The sequence below is a fragment of the Paenibacillus sp. 7516 genome (genome assembly GCF_002272715.1).
GTDB classification, from domain to species: domain Bacteria; phylum Bacillota; class Bacilli; order Paenibacillales; family Paenibacillaceae; genus Paenibacillus; species Paenibacillus illinoisensis_A.
This window is the reverse complement of sequence record NZ_NPBI01000012.1, coordinates 37,507-56,764: the sequence shown is the minus strand read 5'-3', so window position 1 is coordinate 56,764 and position 19,258 is coordinate 37,507. Positions and strand designations below refer to the sequence as shown.

Genomic DNA, 19,258 nt, shown 5'->3' with positions numbered 1-19,258 from the left:
TTTTCTTTTTGTGATCCAGTAGAATCAGTTTCGTTCACGCACCATCTTCTGTTCCTTGTAATAGTGCAACACGTCAGGCGGGAAGCCTTGAAATGCACGTTCCTTGCCGTACTCATAGGCCTGATGCAGATAAGAATACGCCTCTTCATGCTGTTCCAGTCTCATGCAAACGGTCCCCAGCTCAATGAGCGGACCCGTATTAACATCCGACTCTCGCGTTTGCAGCGATAATTCCGCCCAAGGCTTCGCCAGCGCATACTGTCCCAAGTCCATATGTGCATTCGCATGACAGGATGCAATCCAGCTCGCGATTTCCCATTCGGTCTTCGGCTCAGGCAGCATCCCCCAGGCCTGATCATAATAGATCAGTGCCTGTTCATGCTGCTGCGTGTCGTCCAGCACATTGCCTGCTTCAACGGTTTCCATAATCTGTTTCTCCAGTTCGGGATGTTCCGATGTCAATTCCTTCATAGTGCCTTCTCCTCCTCCAGTTCGAAGTACCACTCCAGAAATGTATTAAAATCAGGCCACTCGGGGCGGCTCTCCCCGCTCAAGAAAAGTTCAATCGACTCACCAAGCTCTACCAGCACCACTTCACCGGTTTGCCGATTATAGAAAAATCCCCCCTCCCCTTCAAAGCTATCCAGCGGTATGTAAGCTTCAGGCAATCCGAGGGTGAGCTGGGCCACCGTCATGTCTTCCAAATACACGGTATTCTCCATGACCCAGCAGATCTGATAGATCTCCTGATGCCTGCTATAGAAGGTGGGGCCATCATCTGCATGCAGATAAAACTGCGCAAAATCCGACTGAAGATCAATATTCAGCTTCTGCAGTGCTTCCTCATACTCCTTCGGTACTTCTTCATGCCACCAGCCCTTACCTTGGCAAAACTCAATAACTTTACTAGATAACATATTCATCCTCCTAATCAACTGATGGCGCAATTATGATCGATTTAGTGCAGAACGGTAAGGTGCACAAGTACTCATTACCCATTCGTGAAATAATTGATGAGCACTGCTGGCATCCGGGGCATGGAAGAGATAGGTTCCTTCCACCTCCCGGCGGCTCATTTTGGAATCTACCAAATCTCTGTCTTCTTCTTCATTTAACACAATTCGGTACGTTCCATCCTCCTCGCGGAAGCCGAGAGCATGCACATTGGTTTCTTGTTTATAATAGCCCAGCTGCAATATCGCTGGTTGTTCGTTCGCCACCAAACCGGCGAAGGCCGGGTTCGGAAAGTCCTCATCGAAACGGGATTCATCCGGGACAACTCCCTGATAAAAACCGTTAACCACTTCGCCAAGAAGGCTCACTACGTGATGAGCATAAACGTAAGGGAAATTTTCAATTTCGTAGACATCGGAGTCCGAGTGATGCCACTGCAGGTACTCCATGATTTTGGAATAGGTGAAGCTGACAGCCCCCGCTGCTTCCCGATTCAGCGGGTGGTCCGCAGTGAGAAGGGTCAGTTCTATTATGCTATTCACATATTTCCAGAATAACGACTGATCAAAACGTGCTTCCTCGTGAAGCATGTACAAAAAGGTATTCTCTTCCGCTCGCGCGTTGCGCATAAGCTCCTGGAGCGAATGTTACATATGTTTTATAACTCCGAAACGTATATAAATAATGTATCAAAATTGAAGAACGTTTGGAAATATCACATCCTGTTCCTCCATATAAAAGAAGCCCACATGTCTGCGGACCCCAATTAAATATTCATCTCCCCTAGAAGGCTTCAATCAGGAAAACACTTCGCGGGTACGGAATGTACGATACATTCCAAATACAACTCCAATCGTAACTACACCCATGATGATCATATACAAATTTAAATAGGACAGCTCCATTCCAAATACGGAGTAACTCGCCGGTGATTGAAACAACCTCGTTACCCGCATCATGGTACTGAATGAAAACTCCTCAATCCACTTGGCCCATCCCGGGTTGAAGTTGAGCACATCGAATGCCAGATAAGGCACACCTACAATCGCAACATTAATGACCATGGCAACAAACGATGTTGAACTAAGCGCAGAGACACATAAGACGATACATCCAAAGATCATGCTGCCTGCCAAGTGAGTGACCAACTGGACTCCATAATATTGAAGCGCCGATAGGTGATAGGGAGAGAACTCATAATAAAAGCCCTGAAAATACATTCCAACACTCTGGAGAGGTGTATCTGCACCAGCCAAATTTCCAAACCTTAACCAGTAGATCAACAGGTTGATACCTGTAAACAATATGACGCATAGCACGACATAAAGCATGGAAGCCATCAATTTAGCCGATACAACTTGGCTTCTCCCCCGTTTGCTGCTGCGTAGCAATGCTGCGGTTCCCCGTGCATATTCCTCTGCAAATACAGGCGCCAGTCCGAGCAGAATGATGATCATCATGAAGAGCACTCCAAATTGATCAATGTATTCGAGCAGATAGCCCCATGGTTTATTGTAGTGAATCTCGGAGACGGTTACCGTCCGCTCCATGACATTCCCGCTATCATCATATCTGGCGTAGTTTTTGATGGATTCCGGCGAAAATATGGAAATGTCATAAAATACACCATATCGATTCTGATTCTTTTCTTCACTGTAACCCTCGCTTTGCTTCTGATCCTGCGCAGCCTGAACCTTCTCCTCCGTAATCGCTCCTTCGTAAGGCTTATAATATGCTGTACCGTTCAACGGCCCGGGATGCCCGAAACAGGCATATAAAGCAAGAAGCACGAGCAGTCCGGCGAGTGCCAGATAAACGCTTTTACGCGTGATGATTTTAGCAAATTCATATTGGGTTAAACGAATCACGATGTCGCCTCCTCGTCAAAATAGTGCATGTATACGTCTTCGAGACGGGGAGTCTCCGGTACAGCTTGCGGTACGGGCTGTTCTTTGGCCAAGATTCTGGCTACGATGCCTTCCGACTGATAGGACAAGCCACTTACCTTGAAATGCGAGGTCAGCTCAGCAAGCTGCTGCTGTGTTAACGTTGCCTTCCACACACTGCCCTGCATCCTGTTCATGATCTCCTCAGGTGTGTTCCGAGTGATCAGTTGACCATCATTCATCAGAATCATTTCCTTACAAGAGAACTCCAGGTCAGAAATAATATGGGTCGATAACAGAACAATCCGGTCTCTTCCCAGCTCGCCGATAATGTTACGGAACCGAATACGCTCCTTGGGATCCAGGCCAGCCGTCGGTTCGTCGAGAACCAGAATGTGCGGATCATTCAGCAAGGCTTGAGCAATACCCAGTCTCTGCCTCATGCCCCCAGAGAACGTACGGATTTTATGCTGGGCCTGCTGTTCCAGATCCACCATCCGTAATGTCTCCTGCACGCGCACAGCGGCCTGAGGCACACTCAGCCCTTTGAGCGAACACATGTACATGAGAAATCGATGAGCAGTGAAACGGTTATAAAATCCGAATCGCTGCGGCATATAGCCCAGTAGACTTCGATAGCGATCTCCCATCCGCTCAATCGGTTGTCCATCCAGCAAAATCTGGCCGGATGTTGGCTTGGCGATATCGACAAGCATGCGAAGCAGCGTTGTTTTGCCCGCTCCATTCGGTCCGAGCAGACCGTAAACACCACCGCTGGACAGCTCCAGCGAGAATGATTTCACGGCCCACTTGTTCCTGTATTTCTTGGATACGTTATCCATGGTCAATATCAAAGGAATAACCTCTTTCTGTTTGTGATGTATATTTACGCGACATCTGGCGTATTTGGCTGATCAACAGCAGGATTCCGCATATGGCAAGCACTATAAGCACTGGCGTTTGAATCGACTGCATTAGACTGATGAATCGTGGATCGCTCAATATTAGCCAGATGAGTCCGAACCATATGACCAAAAAAAGGCTAACGGCTGTACCACCCCGGACACGCATGGCCAGCCACAAACTAGCTCCTGCAGCAGCCATCAGTTGGGCGTACCAGAGAGCCATGGCGCTCCATGAAATGGAACCACCAGTCCCCCCGGAAATGGCCAGCATAAGCAGCAGTACAAACACCATATTTGCTGAGAGTACAACGATCAAGCGGGTGAGCATTAGCTGCTGCGATGTTATTTTGCAGGTGAGTTCCATTTCCATTAGTCCCTGATCACGACCTTTAAATACTTCCAGCAGCCCCAGAATAAAGGGTACAGGTACCATAACAATCCCGCTCATGTAGGGATCGATCGTGCTGTGCCCCCCTAACCAGAAGCCAATGATCAGGAGCAATGCACATATTACCCAGTAGGATCTGTGAAAAATCGCGACCTCTCCTCGAACGATCTGGAACAATTCTGTAAACGACCTCCCAGGTGATGACTGTAGATGTTCGTTCATTTGGTCCGCCTGTCCAGGCATATATGCCTCCAGTGTCCGGATCGTCTGATCAATCTCCATCTCGGATGGAAATTCAACCGCATATTGATCCAGATAAGGGGCAATCTCGCTGAATTCTTCGATTTCGAATTCATTTTTTTGCTTCTTTTTATCTTGGTTTTCGGTACGTTTCATCCCGCTCACCTCCCACAATGATCTCCTTCAACTTCGCTATCCCCAAGCGTATGCGTGATTTCACCGTCGATTCGTTGGTCCCCGTCAGTTCGGCGACTTCCCTGATCTTCAGCCCGTTGTAATAATTCAGAATGACCGCGTCCCGCTGCTGCTCTGGCAAACGTAACACTGCCTGCCTAACTTGGTCATTCTGAAGCCGTTTGTAGAAGATATTCCACACGTTCTGATGCTCACTGGCAGGGAGCGCCTCTTCCGTTAACTCGCTTTCCCTGTTTTGCTGTTTGTATTCGCGTCCGCGAAAATAATCCATGCAATGATTCACTGCAATTTTCAGCAGCCAGTGACTGAATTTTCCGTTATCACGGTAACTGCCGAGTGACTTCATCATTTTTACGAATACCTCTTGGGTCAGATCATAAGCGGTATGATAGTCTCCCGTTTTCCGGTACACATAAGTAAATATCGAATGATAATGCCGCTTCACCAATACTTCCATTGCAGCCCGGCTGCCTTTGCGAATCTCATGAATCAACTCTTCATCATCCAACGCTCCCTCACCCCCTCAATTCAATTAACGATAACTTGGCCATAAAAGATCAAAAATGTTTAATTCATTTATTTGGAAATGGACAAGTTGCCTACACACAACTAAATGCTGCTCCGTGCAGCTACTGTGTTATCAAAATGGTACTCATGTCGATTTGCTTATTCTGGTGAAACTTTCTCTACAGCCTTTCGTCTAATTACTGAACAACAACAAAGGAGATGACTATGCGAATAACCTGCAGCCCTGCATATGCTGGGAAAATGATTGGTTCTATTAATCTACAGCCATCAAAGTATATCAAAGGGATTTCAAGCAACAGCCAAATTACCGATCATGTTGATCCTGAGCGCATTGCAATCCCCTACATAGAAGACCCTGATTTTGGATCGCATTTGGATGCTATGAAAATCATGAAGGGAACCTATAAGGAAGAATTTCACGTAAGCTACGATGTAGAATTCACAATTGATGTGGATGAAAAAGGGTACATCACACAATTTGAACACACGTTTTCCTTGGAACGATATATTGATCTTGTGGCAACACAATCCTATAAAGTCATCAAAACCAATTGGCGTGGACAAGCTCATCACGTGATGACTTACAGCTACATGGAGGAGGTATGTAACCCGAATAACGTCATTTTCAAATGTAACGCTGCGGAAGACGTGTTCGTCGTTGCTGAACTTGCTCCCTATCGAATTGATGGTGTGGTCATACAGCCCAACCATGTTTATCTTCACCTTCGTGCATTAATTTCAGCCCGAGATGATCTCTATCCGATCGATTACATGTGTGAGCCTGATTTTGACCTGAGTCTGGATTAGATCTGACCATATATAAAGAGAAAGAGCACAACCATCTCTATTATAGGGAGTGGCTGTGCTTTTTGAGTTGTTTCTGTGCTGATTCTCCCATTCTCTCTAGTCCATCTAACCAAATTCGTACACTATGTCGATGATATACAAGAGTGTATTTTACTTCCTATTTGATATCAGAAGGAGTTTTAGAACATGGTTCACCGAAAAAAATGGATGCACACCTTATTTACCCTACCTTTAACGTGTCTGTTGTTTCTCATGTGGAATGCCCACGCGGCACATGCAGAACAGATCGACAGCTTGCTCCCGGAACGAAGTGAACAAGAGATCATTCAGAAGTGGAACGAGTGGATGAAGAATGATCCTAATTCAACGCTGTTCACGAAGGCCCCCTCGGTAAATGCACCCTACTCTGCCGGTGCGGTTAGTGATACGTATCTCGCACAAGGTCTGAATGCGGCCAACTTCTATCGCTTTATTGCGGGCATGCAGGGCGATCTAGTTCTCGATCCAGCCTTGAATCGCCAGGCCCAGCACGGTGCTGTCGTGGTTTCCACTGGAGGATCCCTGACACACTATCCCAAACAACCGGCAGATATGCCAACCGATTTTTATAAAATGGGTTATACCTCTGCCAGCAGTTCCAATCTGTATATGACCAGCAGTGCCGAAGGCAATATAATTACAAAGAGTATCCAGGCCTATATGAACGATTCCGATGTCTCCAATATCGATCGACTGGGTCACCGGCGCTGGATTTTGAGTCCACAACTACAGCGGGTCGGCTTCGGTATCGCCGCCAATCGCCAGGAAGAAAGTACATATGAGAAATACTTTAGTGCCATGCAGGTATTTGATCAGAGCAGAACCGGTGGGACCTCTTTCAATTACAGTCTGTTTCCGAATCAGGGTGCATTTCCAATTGAGGCTTTTGGCAGCACACAAGCCTGGTCGGTCCAGTTGAATCGGGATGTGTTCGCCAAACCCTCGCAGTCTGAAGTTCAGGTTGAGATGACCCGATTATCCGACCAGCGAACATGGACCTTTAATGAACAGAACCAAAATACCGGCTTCCCTTCCGGGTATTACAACGTCGATCCCACGAATAAGACCTGGTTTAACCAGGCTTACTTCAATGTAGAAACAAGCGGGTATGGCTATGGTTACGCCATCATTTTCCGGCCGGATGACGTACAGCTGTTAAAGGACGGCGATACCTTCAACATTCGGATTACCGGACTGAAAAAGCAAGATGGAACCACAGCTGAGATTTCATATCAAACGCGTTTTTTCCATATCGAAGCTGGACAGGAAGCTCAGCTCGTCCAAATTACATCGGAGCAAAAGGATCTTCATATCCGTACCGGGGAATGGATGGATCTCCCCTCCATCACCGCCATTTATGATAATGGAACATCCTTCGTTCCACAGTCGAACATTACATATTCGACCAATTCAGGCCATGTGGCCATAAAGGACGGGAAGATCCAGGGTGTTCAGGCAGGGAAAGACGAGATTCGCATCCGGTTTGAAGGCAAGGAAATCGTCGTTCCGATCACCGTGACCGGTATCCCCGAACTTAAGGATATCAGCTCACATTGGGCAAAGGATGCAATTCTATGGGCCGTTCAGCAGGACATGGTCAGCGGATATGATGATGGTACGTTTAAACCCAATCATCAGGTCACTGAAGCTGAATTCCTGTCCATGCTCTTCAAGCTGTATTCAGGCTCCAATATCATCAAGCAAATCGACGCAGCGAGAGGACAAGCTATCAAGGGAAGCCTCTGGAGTGATCGTTACTATGCCTATGCAGCTTCTTTTAACCTGGGTCTGGATGCAAGCCAGAACAATCCGAAGCTGCGAAATCATGTCCTGACCCGGTCTGAAGTTGCACAGATCGTAGCTGGTCTTGGCGGAAAGAACTATGCCAGCGACGATGAAGCCATTCAATATCTACTCAACATGGGCTACTCGTCCGGCAAAACAGCTCCTACCGTGGAAGGTTACGAAGGGGAAACATCTTTGACTCGTGCAGAAGCCGTTGTTTTCCTGCAAAATCTGAAAAATAAGGGCTTGGAGTTATGGTCCAGACCTCAGAAAATCACGGAAGCATCCGAGAATGAAAAGAACGGAGGTTTGCCTGATCGAACCATTCAGGCGGATTACTCCACGAATCAAACTCTGATACTCCGTGGGACATTTAAGGCCTATGCCAACCAAACCATCCCTATTCAGATTCACGGACCTTCGCCATCCGTCAATTTTATACAGACCGCTCAGGTCACGACAGATCGTAACGGCAATTTCACTCTGACTGTAAGTCAACTTGAAGCCAAGGCATTGAATCTGTACGTCGATGTGCGAGAGGACTATTCGTATTGGATCAGTGTCGAGTCTGGGCGTACTTCCGTTAGCAATTATAGTGAATAAGAACAAAAACAAAACCAGACGGGGTCCATATGTGAATCCCGGCTGGTTTTTTTAGCAATATAAGTAATCGTTATTCAGACTGGACAACACTCATCCGTTCCACTGTCTCTGTGTTCTCCTTATACCATGCCATGACGACATCTCCCTCTTTCAGATCAGATACCTGAATTGCCCCGTTGGCGTCTGAACTGGTGTTACCGCGTCCTCCCATCTCCATACCTTCAGTGATGCTAACATCCGCATTCAGCTTTAATTTCATTTCAACGCCAGTTTCATTCATCCCCCTGCTTCCGCTGCCAGGAGCACCGTCCTGCTGACCTTGGTTAGTGGAGTTCTGTGAAGAGAAGCCCTGAAACTCAAGTAATGCTAGAGTAACGGTATCTCCGTCTATGGAGACAATCCTGCCTGTAAGATCGGCATTCATTGCACCACGCATATCATCCGTTCCACCTGTTCGGTCATTCATGCCTCCGCCTCTCTGCATTCCTCCGTTCATACCTGGGCCACCATTCATCATTCCCCCACCATTCATGCCTTGCGCAGTACCGGTATTCGTAATGTTTTGGGCTGTAATGACATCACAGGCGGCAAGCAGAACAGCACAGCCTGCCAGTAGAATCAGAACGGATATGAAAACCATATTTTTTCGCATAAGATCACCTTTTTCCCAGGGATGTCCGTCCCCAGCCGAGTTTACTTTGAAACATCAATTCATACGTATCTTTGAATCCCATATAGGACAACACGATAAGCAGTGGATATACCGGATAGATATAGCGCGATTTGATCTCCCACAGGATATAGAATCCGATAAATCCGAGAACCACCAGAATCAGGGAGACTTCATCATATCGCTTAAGACGAATCCCCAGGACTAACCGAACGAAAATAAAACAGTACATCAGGAAGTTCATTACATATACGACCCAAAGCACACCCGTTCGATAGAGAGAGTCCCCCTGGAACAAGTCCGTTACCCCATTGGTGTAACTATAGGAGCCCGCAATTCCGCCAGCTCTTCCTCTTCCCATGCCTGAGGCACTTTCATTGCCGATTCCATATCGATCCATCTGGTACGTGCCTTCAGTCCAGGTCCATATGATCTTTTTGTAATACATCTGAATCAGTTCGCTGGCACTCGCTTCCGACAGCTTCGATTCAATCTCCTGTTTAAATAATGTAGTGCTTTCGGCCTTATTGTAATTGGCCTGTCTCTGATAGATTTGGTAGCTCTCCATATTGTCCCAGAATCCGAATCGTTCGAGGTTAATCCCCATGTTCAGCCACATATAGACGGGGGCCGAATTCTCGCCGACCGGTTCTTTTACCGTACCTGTGGACTTCAGCACGGCATTCTGGGCCCAACCTGGGACATTAAACAGAATAGCCAGTACGGCGATGGAGCCCAGCACCTTCTTGAACCCGATACTCCGCATGTTCAACAGGATGTACAAGATAGCGGCAATCAGCACAATGGCGCCGATACTGCGGAAGTAGTTTCCGATGGCGAGAAGAATCGCAGCACAGAGAATAGCCTTCCATGATTTTTCGCGTACAAACCGAAGCAAATAGTATAAACAGGATGTCAGAAATGCCGTCGCAATAACATCGTTATAAATCAGGTTGTTCAAGAATAAGGAAGGCAGGTACGTCGCTGCAAAAATCAAAACGCCGTAATCCCGTTCCGTAGATTTGGGGTTCAGCTGCTTATAAATGAGATAAATCATGAACGTGGTCAACGTTGAAAACAGAATATTAAACAGCTTGATCACCAGATAGTTATCCGGAAAGAGGTACAGCAGTGTTTTTAAATAGAGCACGATGGAAAAGTTAAACGGGAACATGTGAAGATATCCACCCGTTTCAAACGAGGAATAATCCTGATCGTAGAGCATGCTCATCGCGAGAGAAACGACCGTCTGGGAGTCATCCGTCGGTACTCTTGGAAACACAAAGATAATCGCGATCTGAATCGCCATGGAACATAGCAAAACCACGGGAATGACGACCTTTGGACTGTACTTGTTCAATCTCAGGCAGAGACGGTATAGCCCGATACCCGTTAACAGAAGCAGGATAATGACCGGAAAGAAAATGCTCCATTGCTGGGCTCCCAGGATCGGATTGTCTCCATAAAGGCCATAATTATACTGCGCCCGAACGAAGAGCGACGAAACAATAAACAAACCAACAAAGAAAATAAAAATGAGATAAAGCGTCTTATGGATCACTTTAGACATGCCAAAACTCCTTTTCGAGTACAGGATTCGAAAACAGTATAATGGCTCTAACTGAAAAATCGCTGAATTCGAACACAGTCGGCCATCGCTGATCCCACGAACATGATTTTAAACACAAAAAAGACCGCCCTCTTCACCAAAGATAGCGGTCTATCTATTTCTCTAATACAAGCTACTTCTTTCGTTTCTTCTCCGCGGCCTTCTCCACATTTTCCTTCACCCGAAATTTCACAATACGGCGGATAAGCTCTTCCGGCAAGGGTTGATTCAGGGGAAACTGCACCGAACCTTTAGCGCCTTTGTAGACGGAGAGTTCATCCCGGAATGCCTCGATTCCGCTGGGTGCAGGATAGAATCCGATATGGTTCTTATATGCGGCAAAATGGACCAGATTCCCATGCAGCGCATACGTTGGCATCTGGTAGCTGATCTTCTCCTCCGCATTCGGAGCCGCTTCGCGAATAATCTGTCTCAATGCCTGCAGTCTAACCTGTACATCCGGGGCGAACCCCGAAATATATTCATCGACCAATACAGAATAATGCTTACCCTCAGCCATTCTGACTCCTTCCACAACGATTCGTGGACTCGTGATATGGATTTATTTTTTCACAGCGTCATGGCCCGGCCATTGCGCATCAAATAATCTTCCTTCGTCTTATAGTCCGGCATGATACTGCCAACACGGCGCCAGAAGGAGCGATCATGGTTCATATGATGAATATGGCACAGCTCATGGATAATGACATAATCAATGACTTCCGGTGGTGCCATGGCCAGACGATAGTTAAATGTGAGTTTTTTGTCCCAGCTGCAGCTGCCCCACTTGGTCGGGGATTCCACAATGTCTATGGACTTTGGCTTGACCTTCAGCTGCTGTTGGTATGGACCAATGCGTTCACCAATGACTCTCTTACACTCGGCAAAATAAAATTTCTTCAGATTCGCCCGCAGCTCATCCTCGGACAACCCTTCAACCTTAATTAACTCATGCAGTGCATATTCCTTGCCCAGAAGCAAAAACTTCCCATTGCCTTCTTCCTCATAGGCTTTGGCTTGCGGTCCTTCCAGAGCCTGCTGCATTAGCACTGATTTCTTCAATATGATTTCACCACGCTGCTCTACAAGCTGCTGAATGATCTCATCGCTCGTGCCATTAGGTGCCTTAATCGTTACCATATAGGGCAGGTCCATCGTAATGGAAACCTTCTTGCCTTTGCCATATACCACATGGCATTGAATGACGTGTTCGTTTAATTTAATCGTTAGCATGCTGTGCTCCGCTTCTTTTTTTGTTATCCATTCATTACGATTGTATACCATCCCAAGGTGATCTGCACAAACAACAGATCGATATTTGTTAAATAACTCTGTATTATTATTCAATATTATGTATTATTATTTAAAACATACTAAATTCAGGCTCATATAAACGGAGGACACCGCATGAAGCAGATCACTGAGATGGACCACAAAATCATTGAGGAATTATCCCTCAACCACTGGCAGACCTTGTCTACCTTGTTCTATGATGGATGGATTTTACGTTTTGCCAACGGATACACGAAGCGCGCCAACTCCATACAACCCATCTATGATTCTACCCACGATGTGTTTGCCAAGATCGATGAGTGCGAGCGAATCTACGCTTCCAACCAGCTGAGTACCATTTTCAAAATCACACCGTTTAGCCGCCCGGATCACTTGGATCAGCTTCTGCAGGACAGAGGATATAGCCTTGTGGATCACACCAACATGCAGGTGCGCAGTCTGGAAGAGCTGAAGGAACCGGAGTACCCTTTTGTACAAATTGATGAGCAGTTGACCCAGGAGTGGCTGGATCACTTTTGCCGATTGAATCAGGTACAGGAAGGGAAGCGGGAAACAATGACACAGATGCTGTCCAACATCCGTTCAAGCACGGGTTTTATTTCCCTCTCGGTCGATGGACAAGTCGTTGCCTGTGGCCTGGGTGTTGTGGAGCGCGGCTATATCGGCTTGTACGATATCATTACGGATGCCGCATACCGGAATCGCGGGTTCGCTGAACAGATGATACTACATCTCTTGCATTGGGGGAGAAAACAAGGCGCCACATCCAGTTATCTGCTGGTTGTAGCCAATAACGCTCCCGCCTTAAAGCTCTACGCCAAACTGGGCTATTCGAAAATCTACTCGTATTGGTATAGAGTTAAGGCATTCCGCGAATCTTGACCCTCAATTCCAATGTTGATTTTTGAGCTAAGACAACCGCCTTGGTGAGTAAGGTGGTTGTCTTGGGAGGCGATACTTTGGTTATATTGTAATTTTAGACAAAGTGCAGAACTTTCGTATGTATAGAGGGTGATTTTATACATTTGCCATTCTCGTATATAGCTTTGATTACTGATATTTCAACGATAGTAGCACGTAGTCTCTCGATTCTTTTAGTACAGTAAGACATCGCTTCTTTTAAATTTTCATCGTTTAATCTGTTTGCTATTGTACAGTGAGGTATCCAACTATTGGGGAGATATTGAGACTCAGCATTTATTCGGTATTTCTCAAAGAAATGGTGATGATTAGCATGAAACGTTAAAAATTCTTGGGAAGGAACAGGGGCAAGGTAAACTATTCCTGTGTTCAAAAAAGTCCCTATTGAGTTCAGAGTGATCGAAAGTTGTTTTTTAGATTCATAAAAGCAGTCAAAATCGCTTATGAATTTGTCGATATCTACGTCAGAGTCATAACCTGCTATGGTAATATGAGGTCGTCTATCCTGTACTTCTTCTGCATACCTGGAAACTGCGTTATCACTCAATTCTTTCCAAACCTTCTTTATATAGAGCTCTGTATCCTGGTCAAAATGAGCCACTACTCCGTACAACTCCATAACCCCCTCCATAACTATAAACCCTTGCAATGGAGAGTATTCAACGGCACCATTGAGCAATCCTGCCCGCAAATCATCTCCGAATGGAATTGCCACCTTCGTTATAGAACATGGGTTCACAATTATCGAATATCGACATAAGGTTTAACCTAGCCTTTGAAATATTTTACTAAAAAAATGCCTTTCTTAAAGAACAAGAAAGGCATTTCATATTTTCTATTCCTTATGACATAGGAAGCTTGACCAGTACCTCATATGACTTGCCAGCCTGGATATCCTTAATCATGTCTCCCTCGATCAATTGACCGTTAACATAGACTTCGGGCTTTCGAACAGCCGCATCCCGTTTCATCTCCACCTGCAGCTCGGCACCACGGAACAACCTGGTCACTGAAGCCTTATCCCATTCCGCAGGTAGTTGCGGACGAACGAGCAGCCCTTCGGCGTGACCCTGCAATCCGAACAGCCCATCGATCAGGCAGCGATATACCCAAGGCACCGTACCTGTATTGAACAGATGGCTGGAACGTCCGGCTGTACGTGGAAATTGTCTGTAGGCTCCGCGATAATAGTTCGGAATGAATACAGGTAACTGCCCCCGCTGGAGGATATCTTCGGTATCGGGACCAGGAATCATTTTGCGAAGGAGTCGATAGGCGTTCTCCTTTTCCTCCACCAAATACAGTGCATAGATGTAGAACGCAGCCGCATGGTTGTAGACCGCCCCATTCTCGGCGCTGCCCGGATGTTTTTGCGTGACCCGGCCCACATCTTCCCGCATGGCTGTGAAGGACGGTGCCAGTTTCTCCACACCATATGGCGTCTCCAATTGCTCCTCCACTGCCCGGATCAGCTTCTTCCGCTTCTCCTCATCGGCCGCGCCGCTCATCAGCGCCCAACCCTGAGGATTAATATAGATGCGTCCTTCCTGATCCTTACTGATGCCAAAAACGACATTATCATCCGTTATTCCGCGTGCATACCATTCGCCATCCCACAGATACTCGTTCGCTACAGCATTGGTCCGGTCTGCTTCCTCACGGAATTGCTTCGCTGTTTCGGTATGCCCGGCCTGCTCGGAAATATCCGCCCATACCTTGAATGCATACGCCGTTGCAATGGTGAGCCAACCGGACACCCCTTTGCCCTTATAACCCACCATGTTCATGGGATCACACCAGTCGCCCTGGTTAATGAAGTTGAGGCCGCGGTGGTCGCGATCCTGAATCAGCCAGCGCATGGCCAGATTCATATGCTCCAGCACAGAGGCTTTCTCTTCACTGTCGGCAAATGCAACCTGCTCCTCCAAAATGCTATAATCATTCGTCTCATCCAGATACGTACGCATACAGACCGGAAGCCAGATACAGTGGTCCGTGTGAGGAACCTGGTTAATGTACTTGAGTTCAGCATCCGGGTGCAAAATGATCCCATCCGGCATCGCGCCGCTTGCATGCTGCTGAGCCAGCGCGGTCAGGAAGGCTTCACGCGCGATCCCGGGCTGAATGTAACTCATGCCCATGTTATCCTGCAGATAGTTCCGGGTCTGCGGATCGGTCGTCAGGCGGTTCGTTTTGCCGTGGTAATACATTTGGCGTGGCAGCCAGTGGTTTACAAAATTATTCAGTCCTTCATCCGGCGTCCGGATCTGGATATTTCCCTGTCCTTCTGCTACGTAAGCCGCATATTCCTGTTCGGCCAAGGCAAAACCATCCATTCCTTCATGATCCCGCTTGATAAAATACTGCTGCCGGATGCGTTCGATCTCTGCCTCATCATGAGCCGGGCCAAAGATAAACCGGTATTCCCGCTCAGCCCCAGCTTCGAGCTCCAACCTGTATTGCAGGACAGCGACAGGAGTCTCATACCTCGCATCCCCGCCCTCCAAGGTGTCCAGCTGCAATGCCGATGGGGCATGAAGGCCGCCCTCGCCCTCGAAACGCTCGTGATTCACTTCCCATGAAGCGGGCTTGCGATCGGCAAGCAGGTAGGTCTTGTCGCTGTAATTTTTGATTTTGGCATAATCCTGATACTTCTGATATGGCGTAATGGAAGAGCAGACGATTCCCTGCAACTCATCCACATATTCACCGGACTGATTCATCCATGACATATAACCAACCGTGAAATACGGATACATGCTCAGCTTGCGTTTATGAGAGGAGAGGTTTTTCACCTTCACTTGCCACAGCTCCATGGCATCCGCTTTGGGCAGACGCAGGCTCATCTCAATGGAAATGTCATCGCTTACAACATTCCAGCGAATATCGTGTTTACCCACGGCGAATGTATAGCTGTCCGCCTGTTTTCGCACCGGCTCATACGGAGCCGAGAAAATGTTTCCGCTTACTTCATCCTTGATGTAGACAAATCTCCCCGGATGATGCGCATAATACGGCTGCTCCGGCTGCATAAATGTCTTCGCTTCCAGATTGGGCGCATGCGAGTACTTGGCAGGCTCCGGCTGCATGAATTGCGCCACAGCATATCCGCGGCAATTCATATGGATCATCATCTTTTCGTTCCATAGGAATCCGGATGCCTTGGGCATACTTGTCGGACTGGTCAGCTCATAATATTCATTATCGTTCGTTGCTCTGATCATCACTGAACCTCTCTTTCGGGTTATAAAATTGGAATGACAGAAAACGTTTTAGTAACTTGTATACAACTTCATTCATTATAACACGGGAACGCTTACAGTCACGGATAAATGTTCAAAAATTCATGTAAATTAACCTGCTCAGCGCGTAAAGCTCGAAAACATACTATTAAAAATATAACTTCTGTAAGAAGGATTGATATAACAAAAAAAGAGCTGAATTCTCAGCTCTTATTGCGCTCCAATTGTTTTTCGATGCCCAGCCTGTCAATCTGAATCCAATATTCTGCAATCCGCTCATTTTCCACGCGATATACAGCACTGGCAATTTCAATCACGGGCAGAAGGGTTGGTGCATATCCGTCTACTTCCCCAACATGCGTACCCGCTTGTCTCCAGCGCACATACACTTTATCTCCCTGTACGATCAGTTCCTGAATCTCAAGTGAGAATTCACCGTAAGCCTGAATCATCTCTCTTACATGATCTGCATATTGGGAAGGTGTCCTGTTTACGGTCACTTCCTCTTCGGATACCACCTGATGGGCCAGTACCTGCTCTGCCATCAATGTATCTGCATAATCAGGGTTACGACCTGATCGTACCTCCTCGAAAAAAGCCCTGACAATCTGTTCTGGGGACATTGCACGCCACTCCATTTACATTGGATTTTCTGTCACATCTGAGTCGCAGCCTTTTGTATCTTCCCTTATTCTATCATCTATTCCATAGTTGGAGATTAATCTGTTCTACTGTTCTACGGGACTATTATCCCTATTATTCTAATGAACTCGAAGTTGCTTCGGTAAATGAATATAAAACACAAAGAACTCCATCACCCCTATCGGGGATGGAGTTCTTTGCTTAACAAGCTAATCCATTGGGCGCCCATTTACGGTCTCCTATTATGGACTAACCGTACCACCATTGGCATTCAGGGTCTCACCGCTCACGTAACTGGATTCCTGACTCGCCAGGAATACGAAGGCAGGTGCCATCTCGGCAGGTTGTCCTGCCCGGCCAAGTGGCGTGTTGGAGCCGAACTCAGCCAGCTTCTCGACGGGCTGTCCGCCGACTACCTGAAGCGGTGTCCATACCGGACCTGGGGCAACAACATTCACACGAATGCCTTTACTGCCGACCTGCTGGGCCAGTGCCTTGCTGAATGTGTTGATGGCCGCCTTCGTCGTTGCATAATCCAGCAGAATTGGCGAAGGACTGTACGCCTGAATGGACGACGTATTGATGATAGAGCTGCCTGGTTTCATATGTTTTACAGCCGCTTTGCAGAGCCAGAACATGGAGTACACATTCGTTTTGAATGTCGCATCGAATTGTTCTGTAGTCAGATCCGCAATCTGTTCCACAAACTGCTGTTTACCTGCCACGTTGGCAAGGATATCAATCCCGCCAAGCTCCTTAACGGCAGACTCAATGAGCTGCTCGCAATAGTTCTCATCCTTCAGGTCACCGGGAATCGCCACAGCCTTACGGCCTGCTTCTTCAATCAGCTGTACCACTTCTTTGGCATCCGCTTCTTCTTCAGGAAGATAAGACAGCACAACATCCGCCCCTTCACGGGCAAAAGCAATGGCCGCCGCGCGGCCAATCCCGCTGTCTGCCCCAGTCACTACGGCTTTGCGTCCAGTCAGACGTCCGCTGCCTTTGTAACTCTTTTCGCCTGCATCAGGTACGGGTGTCATCTCGCGCTGAAGTCCCGGCTCTTCCTGCTGCTGTTTCCATTCTGATGTCGCCTTCGGATATTGTGTCGTCGGATCTTGTACAGTATGCTGGTCTTGATTAGCCATGTTCAATTCCTCCTCGGGTAAATTTACACTCTCTAAAAATAGAACCAATGAATTCTACACGAATCACTATGCGGTCAGAGCAACCTTCCGATCGCTGTTATCCCCCATTTTTTTTCTATTCCTTTAGAAGGAGAAAATTCGGTGATAAAGGCGAACATTTCATTTCTCTAGGTTTTCTCTGCCCTCTACGTTAATGTGTAGATGTGAAGTTCGATTTAGATAGAATGTGTAAATTTCAATTTATTTATAGTTGGATTTTATAAAAGTTGCACTCTTTTCTTTGTAACCGAGATGGGTGGAATTTAAACTGGGCTTGATCATTTCCTTATGGCAACTGCTGTACAATTGAATCTCCAGTAACAGGAGGTTGTATAATGGATCATGAGGTGATCTTATTGGATTCAAACCAGGGTTCTAATCAACATACCTATTCGATCGGTGAAGCCGCCAAAATGATTGGTTCCACCGTTAAAACGATCCGTTATTATGACGAAATCGGACTGGTTCACCCCTCCCTGCATACAGAAGGCGGCCACCGTCTCTACACCCCCCAAGACCTGTGGCGGCTGGAGCTAATCACAACGCTTCGCTATCTGAATTTCGGCATACCGGATATTCGCAAGCTCATGTCTGGCGAACTGGGTGTCTCGCAGGCGCTGGACCTGCAGATTGAAGCGCTGGAGACCCAGATCGGCACTCTGAGTTCCATGCTTTCCATTTTGCAGCAAGCCAAGCAGCATGAAGCCGAAGCTCCGTTGCATGCTGGTCACTCTCTCAGCTATGTATCGAGCCTGGTGGATTCGCTTACGGCTCATGCCAAGAAGCGCAAACAGTTCGTGTCTGCCAAAATGGAAGAATCCCATCTCCTGGACGGAATACCGCAGGAATGGAGAGTTTCATTCTTGCATTTCTTTGATAAATACTTGATGAAAGATACCAAAATGTCTGCCGAGCAAACGATGGCCTGGAACGAAATTAAGGAAATCATTAATGATCCGGGCTATTTTGCCGATCTGGCGCGACTCGAACTCCCCTTCTTCACGATGGCGAACCATCCACAGGTTGAGGCGGAAGTCTGGGTGAAGAAAATGGAGGAAATCCGCGTCCGGGCCACCGAGGCATTGTCCAAGCAATGGCCGCCGGATAGTCCTGCGGTTCAGGCGATCGTGCAGGATTTTGTCATGTTGTACGCGAGTAATGAACATACCGGAGACCCGGAGGCTTTTTTCCGAACTCAGGCTCAGTACATGCTGGACTCTGTTACGGAGCGCATCCTTCGCTTTAACAGGCTGTGTATGGTGGTGAACCCCGCGTGGAGTGAGATCGTTGACGGGATTAACCTACTTCAGGAAGGCATGCGGCTGCGGTTACAACAAACGGAAGAAGACTGAAGTCCAGTCTCCTTC

The 19,258-nt window shown here is 47.2% G+C and carries 19 protein-coding genes; 4 read left to right on the top strand and 15 right to left on the bottom strand.

Annotation, left to right across the window (positions count from 1 at the left end):
• Positions 1-24 precede the first annotated feature (24 nt).
• The 7 genes from CHI14_RS11535 to CHI14_RS11505 form a co-directional block, all read right to left on the bottom strand.
• Positions 25-471: a hypothetical protein gene (locus CHI14_RS11535; protein WP_095288589.1), complete on the bottom strand. Its 447-nt coding sequence runs from the start codon at positions 469-471 to the stop codon at positions 25-27.
• Positions 468-917, bottom strand: a complete 450-nt coding sequence (locus CHI14_RS11530) for an SMI1/KNR4 family protein (protein ID WP_095288588.1) — start codon at positions 915-917, stop codon at positions 468-470. The genes CHI14_RS11535 and CHI14_RS11530 overlap by 4 nt, the downstream gene beginning before the upstream one ends.
• Before the next feature lie 30 nt (positions 918-947).
• Positions 948-1,583, bottom strand: a complete 636-nt coding sequence (locus CHI14_RS11525; protein ID WP_095288587.1) for an Imm41 family immunity protein — start codon at positions 1,581-1,583, stop codon at positions 948-950.
• A gap of 168 nt (positions 1,584-1,751) precedes the next feature.
• Positions 1,752-2,822, bottom strand: coding sequence for an ABC transporter permease (locus tag CHI14_RS11520; protein WP_170948102.1), 1,071 nt, complete (start codon positions 2,820-2,822; stop codon positions 1,752-1,754).
• On the bottom strand, positions 2,819-3,694 hold the full coding sequence (locus CHI14_RS11515) for an ABC transporter ATP-binding protein (RefSeq protein WP_095288585.1): 876 nt from the start codon (positions 3,692-3,694) through the stop codon (positions 2,819-2,821). The genes CHI14_RS11520 and CHI14_RS11515 overlap by 4 nt, the downstream gene beginning before the upstream one ends.
• The gene (locus tag CHI14_RS11510; protein WP_095288584.1) at positions 3,675-4,529 is read right to left on the bottom strand and encodes a hypothetical protein; all 855 of its coding nucleotides are present in this window, start codon (positions 4,527-4,529) and stop codon (positions 3,675-3,677) included. The genes CHI14_RS11515 and CHI14_RS11510 overlap by 20 nt, the downstream gene beginning before the upstream one ends.
• Entirely contained in the window at positions 4,504-5,076 is a 573-nt protein-coding gene (locus tag CHI14_RS11505; protein ID WP_249281072.1) for an RNA polymerase sigma factor, read from the bottom strand. The genes CHI14_RS11510 and CHI14_RS11505 overlap by 26 nt, the downstream gene beginning before the upstream one ends.
• 410 nt (positions 5,077-5,486) lie before the next feature.
• Here CHI14_RS11505 and CHI14_RS11500 point away from each other — a divergent pair, with 410 nt between their 5' ends.
• A complete protein-coding gene (locus tag CHI14_RS11500; protein ID WP_141236664.1) occupies positions 5,487-5,903 on the top strand; it encodes a hypothetical protein in 417 nt (138 codons plus the stop codon).
• A 186-nt stretch (positions 5,904-6,089) separates the two neighbouring features.
• Positions 6,090-8,330, top strand: coding sequence for an S-layer homology domain-containing protein (locus CHI14_RS11495; protein WP_095288582.1), 2,241 nt, complete (start codon positions 6,090-6,092; stop codon positions 8,328-8,330).
• 70 nt (positions 8,331-8,400) lie between these two features.
• Here CHI14_RS11495 and CHI14_RS11490 read toward each other — a convergent pair whose 3' ends face one another.
• From CHI14_RS11490 to CHI14_RS11475, 4 genes are all read right to left on the bottom strand, one after another.
• Positions 8,401-8,982, bottom strand: coding sequence for a hypothetical protein (locus CHI14_RS11490; RefSeq protein ID WP_095288581.1), 582 nt, complete (start codon positions 8,980-8,982; stop codon positions 8,401-8,403).
• 4 nt (positions 8,983-8,986) lie between these two features.
• Positions 8,987-10,570: a glycosyltransferase family 39 protein gene (locus CHI14_RS11485; protein WP_095288580.1), complete on the bottom strand. Its 1,584-nt coding sequence runs from the start codon at positions 10,568-10,570 to the stop codon at positions 8,987-8,989.
• A gap of 172 nt (positions 10,571-10,742) precedes the next feature.
• Positions 10,743-11,129 carry an iron chaperone gene (locus CHI14_RS11480; protein WP_095288579.1) on the bottom strand — a complete coding sequence of 129 codons (387 nt, stop codon included), beginning with the start codon at positions 11,127-11,129 and terminating at the stop codon, positions 10,743-10,745.
• A 50-nt stretch (positions 11,130-11,179) separates the two neighbouring features.
• Entirely contained in the window at positions 11,180-11,842 is a 663-nt protein-coding gene (locus CHI14_RS11475; RefSeq protein WP_095289076.1) for a M48 family metallopeptidase, read from the bottom strand.
• A gap of 174 nt (positions 11,843-12,016) precedes the next feature.
• On the opposite strand from CHI14_RS11475, the gene CHI14_RS11470 reads away from it, so the two are divergent.
• The gene (locus tag CHI14_RS11470; protein WP_095288578.1) at positions 12,017-12,784 is read left to right on the top strand and encodes a GNAT family N-acetyltransferase; all 768 of its coding nucleotides are present in this window, start codon (positions 12,017-12,019) and stop codon (positions 12,782-12,784) included.
• A gap of 94 nt (positions 12,785-12,878) precedes the next feature.
• Here the strand turns inward: CHI14_RS11470 and CHI14_RS11465 are convergent, their stop codons facing one another.
• The 4 genes from CHI14_RS11465 to CHI14_RS11450 all read right to left on the bottom strand — a co-directional run bounded on the left by CHI14_RS11465 (position 12,879) and on the right by CHI14_RS11450 (position 17,852).
• A complete protein-coding gene (locus CHI14_RS11465; protein ID WP_141236663.1) occupies positions 12,879-13,538 on the bottom strand; it encodes a 2'-5' RNA ligase family protein in 660 nt (219 codons plus the stop codon).
• Positions 13,539-13,665: 127 nt separating this feature from the next.
• The gene (locus CHI14_RS11460; protein WP_095288576.1) at positions 13,666-16,047 is read right to left on the bottom strand and encodes a GH36-type glycosyl hydrolase domain-containing protein; all 2,382 of its coding nucleotides are present in this window, start codon (positions 16,045-16,047) and stop codon (positions 13,666-13,668) included.
• 221 nt (positions 16,048-16,268) lie between these two features.
• Positions 16,269-16,688: an ester cyclase gene (locus CHI14_RS11455; protein ID WP_095288575.1), complete on the bottom strand. Its 420-nt coding sequence runs from the start codon at positions 16,686-16,688 to the stop codon at positions 16,269-16,271.
• Positions 16,689-16,949: 261 nt separating this feature from the next.
• Positions 16,950-17,852, bottom strand: coding sequence for an SDR family oxidoreductase (locus CHI14_RS11450; protein WP_095288574.1), 903 nt, complete (start codon positions 17,850-17,852; stop codon positions 16,950-16,952).
• Positions 17,853-18,226: 374 nt separating this feature from the next.
• Here CHI14_RS11450 and CHI14_RS11445 point away from each other — a divergent pair, with 374 nt between their 5' ends.
• Complete coding sequence (locus CHI14_RS11445; protein WP_095288573.1) at positions 18,227-19,243, top strand: MerR family transcriptional regulator; 1,017 nt, start codon at positions 18,227-18,229, stop codon at positions 19,241-19,243.
• The last annotated feature ends 15 nt before the right edge of the window (positions 19,244-19,258 follow it).